A 4,919-nucleotide genomic window follows, 5' to 3' on the forward strand; every position below is an offset into this window, starting at 1 on the left:
ATGACAAAAACTTACACATGGAAAATGTAAATGTTCAAGGATATTCTAAGCTAAGTATTTCTTTTGATTTAGTATGCCAGAATGCTGATAAAGTAAAAGCATCATCACTCTCTGTAAAAGTGGGGGATAAAGATTTAGATACTCTTGAAGATATAATGTTAGATGGAGGTTCTGCTTATAAAACATTTAATTTAGAGATTGGAGATGTTGATACAGATGAAATTACGATAAGTTTTTCAGCTGGAACAACTCCTGAAGGTATCCGAATGGATAATATCATTTTAAAAGGTTTTAAATAAATTCAGAAAAAATGTATAATTTTGAGACAGCATACGAGCCTATGCTGTCTCATGTCATCTTAAGACAAAAGCAAACAACGAGAAATTTTAAATAGTTTATTGAATAAAATCGCAAAGTATGAAACAAAAACTGATGGCACTTATAATGCTACTCTGTTCTTTCCCAGTTATGGCTCAAACCGCTGGTGAAATTAGAGGGAAAATTATAAATGCTGAAACTAAAGAGCCGCTGCAAGGAATTGCGGTAATTTTGCGAGGACATAACTATACAACAGAAACCGATGAAACTGGAGCTTTCCGCTTTAGTGAAATTGAAGGTACATCTGATGTCTTAGTTATAACTTCGGCAAGAATCATGGCGAAAGAATTAACAGTGAAGTACAATTCCAATCAAGTAACTTGGTTGAAAGATATAGAAGTATCTGTTAAGCAGTTCAACAATGATAAGAACTTAATTGGTCTTATTGATGAGGATATGATTGGCGACGATGAAGGAGGACTAACGCAAGATGTTAGCCCGATGATCATCCTTTCTAATGATATGTACTTAAATAATATTGCTTATCAGCTATCTCCTATGCGCTTTAAAGTTCGTGGTTATGATAATAACTATGAGCAGAAGTTTATCAATGGTGTAGCTTTCAATGATCAAGTACGTGGAGTATTCAATTATTCTGCTATTGGTGCATTAAATGATGCTACTCGTAATGGTGATGCTGCCGATTATTTAGCACCATCTCGTTTCTCTTTTGGGGGAGTAGGTCGTGCAGAAAATATCAATATGCGTTCTGCAAACTATGCACATGGCGGTAAAATAACAGGATCGTATACTAATCGTAACTACTATCTTCGTGGTATGGTAAGCTATGCTACAGGCTTGAGAGATGACGGCTGGGCTTTTAACTTTACTGTAGGTGGTCGTTACTCTGATAGAGGAAGTATTGATGGTGTTTTCTATAATAATATCTCTTATTCTATTGGAGCCGAAAAACAATGGGACAATGGTAGACATAGTCTCTCTTTCGTAACCTTTGGTTCTCCTGTAAAGAGAGGACAACAAGGAGGATCTTATCAAGAAGTATATGATCTGAGAGATAACAACCTCTATAATCCGAATTGGGGCTATCAAAATGGAAAACGTCGTAACTCTAAAGTAGTTCGTTCATTTGACCCAACTGCTATCCTTTCACATGTGTGGAAGATTAATGAAAATATGAGATTAACAACTGGAGTTGGAGCACACTATAATCGTTATGGTGGTACTGCACTGAACTGGTATAATGCTCCTGATCCACGTCCAGACTATTACAGATATCTTCCTTCATACTTCGCAGATAGTCCTGAAGTAGAAGATTATTATAAATACTTATGGAGTGTAGGTGATCCAACTGTTACTCAGATCGACTGGGATAATATGTATCATATTAACCAAATGGCTGGAAGACAAGGAAATGATGCTGCTTTATATATGCTGGAAGAAAGACGAAAGGATTTATTTGAAATCTCTATGAACTCTACTTTCGATGCAGATATTAATGAAAATATGAAATTCATCGGAGGTATTGGATTGAGAAATTCTCAGTCTTACCAATTTAAAACTGTTGATGACCTACTAGGCTCTCAATACGTTTTAGATATTGATAAGTTTGCTGAACGCGATTTCCCTGGAAACCCAGATGTCGTACAAAATGATATGTTGAAACCAAATCGTAGAGCTTATAAAGGTGATGTATTTGGTTATGACTTTAAATTTAATATCAATAATGCTAACTTATGGTTCCAAAACATCTATAAATATCGTGGTGTAGACTTCTATTACGGTGCTAAATTGTCGTATACTGATTTTCATCGTAAAGGCTATATGATGAATGGTCGTTACCCAGATAATTCTCATGGAAGAGGGCAAAATCATTCATTTGTAGATTATGGACTTAAGGCAGGTTTGACTTATAAGATTAATGGCCGTCACTTCATCACAGCAAATGTGGGTTATATGACCGAGGCACCATTGGTAGATAAAGCTTATATTTCTCCTAGAATTTCAGATTATACAGCCGATGATATGAAGAGTGCAGGAATCTTTACTGCCGACTTGAGCTATGTGTTTTCTTTACCAGCTATCCATGGTCGTGTATCTGTATTCCAAACAAACTTCTATGATTTAATGCAGAGAGCTAGTTATTACCATGATACTGAACGTACCTTTGTTAATCACCTATTAACAGGTGTAAATAAAGTTCACAGAGGTATTGAACTTGGTTTTAATTATAAACTAAATGATAACTGGAACTTTGACGTAGCTGGTACAATTGCAGAATACTATTATAGTAATAACCCTGATGGTACAATTAGCTATGAAAATGGTAAAGAGATGGGTATTAAGGAAACAGTTTACTTAAAAGACTCTTATGTAGGTAGTACTCCTCAAATAGCAGGTACTTTAGGTATCAATTATTTCCGTAATTATTGGTTCTTAAGTATGAATATCAATGGCTTTGGTAGAAACTATATTGATGTTGCTCCTATGCGTCGTTTGGCTTCAAATTATGTAAACGTTGCTCCTGGAACTCCTCAATATGATGCTTATCGTCAATTAACTCATCAAGAACGTTATAGCAGTGCTTATACACTAGATTTATCTATTGGTAAAATATTCTACCTAAAAAATAGAAACTCTGTTAACTTTAATCTATCTGTAAATAATCTATTAAATAGAGAAAATATAAAAACAGGTGGTTATGAGCAAGGACGTCTTGATTTAGACAAGCCAAATAAATTTAGTTCTCGCTATTTTTATATGCAAGGAATCAACTGCTTCTTAAATGCTAGTTATAAATTTTAAGTAAATACTCCATAAAGAAATAAGATATGAAAACAATAAATAAAATACTAGGCTTGCTTTTATTCTTTACATTAGCAGCCACAGGTTGTTCTAGGGATTATGATACCCCTCCTTTAAATAAACCTGAGTATACAGGTCCAGAGGAAAACATTACAATTGCTGAACTTAAAGAACAATATAAAGATGTAACTCAAGGTTCACCAAAGCTTATTGAATTTGAATATATTTTAAAAGCTAATATTACAAGTAGCGATGCATCTGGAAATATCTTTAAGCAAATTTATATTCAAGATAAGACAGGTGGTATAAACTTTGGTGCAGACCAAAATAATACGTCTACAGAATATGCACTAGGTCAAACTGTATATATTAATCTTCATGGATTATATGTTGTGGAATATGGTGGTCAATTGCAAATAGGTTATGATAAAACTCAAGCAAATCGTATTCCTTGGGAAATATTTAAGGCACATGTTGTGAAAGATGGTTGGCCAAATCTTAAAGCTATCGAACCTACTGTAATTACTGATTTCAGTAAACTAGATGATAAAGTAGTAAATACTTTGGTTAGACTTGACGGAGTTAACTTCCCTGATGGCGGTAAACTTCCTTATGCTGAAGATCAAAAAACAGTTAATAGAGATCTTAAAGATGCTCAAGGCAATAAAATTATTTTGAGAACTAGTGGATACTCTAATTTCTACAAAGAGCTTTTACCTGTAGGTACTGGTAGTATTATTGGTATTATGGGTAAACACAATAGCGATTGGCAGTTAACTATTCGTTCTATTGACGATGTTTTAGACTTTGATGGTGTAACTCCTGGTGAACCAGAAGTACCTGTTGATCCTGAAGATCCAAATGCAAAACCGAATACATCAATGATTGAGTTTGCTTCAAAATATGCTGGAGCAACATCAGATGCTCCAATTAAAATTGAAGATGACATCAAAATTGGTGGTGTTATTGTAAGTGATGATACAGATAGCAATGTATTCAAAAAGGTTTATATCCAAGATGAAACAGGTGGTATCACTGTGGGTGTTAATGATAATTTTGTAGCAAAGAAATATCCTGTAGGTACAAAAATTGTTTTTGATGCAAAAGGATTGGATGCTGTAGTTTTTGGTGGCTTACTTCAAATTGGTTCTGCAACTGCAGGTGCAAATAGAATTGAGATGGCTGAGTTTGAGAAACGTGCTGTTATCGTTTCTACTGGAAATGCAGTAACTCCTAAAGTAACTACTATTGCCGCTCTTGGTAATGTAGATCTTAATACCATTATTCAATTAGATGGTGTTCATTTTGTAGAAGCTGGTCAACCTTATGCTGATCCTAAAGTAAATACAAATAGAACAATTAAAGACGCTACTGGTAAAACAATCATTATGAGAAATAGTGGTTACTCTAAATTTGCAGCAGAAATCCTTCCTCAAGGAACAGGTACCGTTGTAGGTGTAGTTGAAACATTTAATGGTAGCTGGCAATTCACTGTTCGTAGTACTAAGGATGTGAAAAATTTTGATGGTCAAGAACCAGAAGAACCAACAGATCCAGAAGTACCTTCAGGCGATGTTATATTGAAAGAAACATTTGGTGCGAACTTCCCTAAACCAGAAAATGCTCCATGGCCTAAAGTTGCAGATTATACAGGATATGATAACAAAACTGTAAAATACGCTGATTCAACTACTAATGCTGACATTAGAAACATTAAAGGTTCACCAAATCATGTATGGTTAAAAGCTAATAATGATTGTGAATTCGAAATATCTAAT

Annotated in this window: 3 protein-coding genes; all 3 read left to right on the top strand. The window is 34.5% G+C overall.

Annotated elements, in window-relative coordinates:
• Window positions 1–299, top strand: a 299-nt coding sequence (locus tag K8V80_RS05845; protein ID WP_276776042.1) for a hypothetical protein, incomplete at its 5' end; no start/stop codon positions are given.
• A gap of 118 nt (window positions 300–417) precedes the next feature.
• Complete coding sequence (locus K8V80_RS05850) at window positions 418–3,141, top strand: carboxypeptidase-like regulatory domain-containing protein (protein WP_276776044.1); 2,724 nt, start codon at window positions 418–420, stop codon at window positions 3,139–3,141.
• Between the two features lie 26 nt (window positions 3,142–3,167).
• The coding region (locus K8V80_RS05855) for a DUF5689 domain-containing protein (RefSeq protein ID WP_276776046.1) at window positions 3,168–4,919 on the top strand (1,752 nt) is incomplete at its 3' end.

Origin of the sequence: Bacteroides coprosuis, from assembly GCF_020741705.1 — a bacterium.
Lineage (GTDB): Bacteria > Bacteroidota > Bacteroidia > Bacteroidales > Bacteroidaceae > Bacteroides_E > Bacteroides_E coprosuis.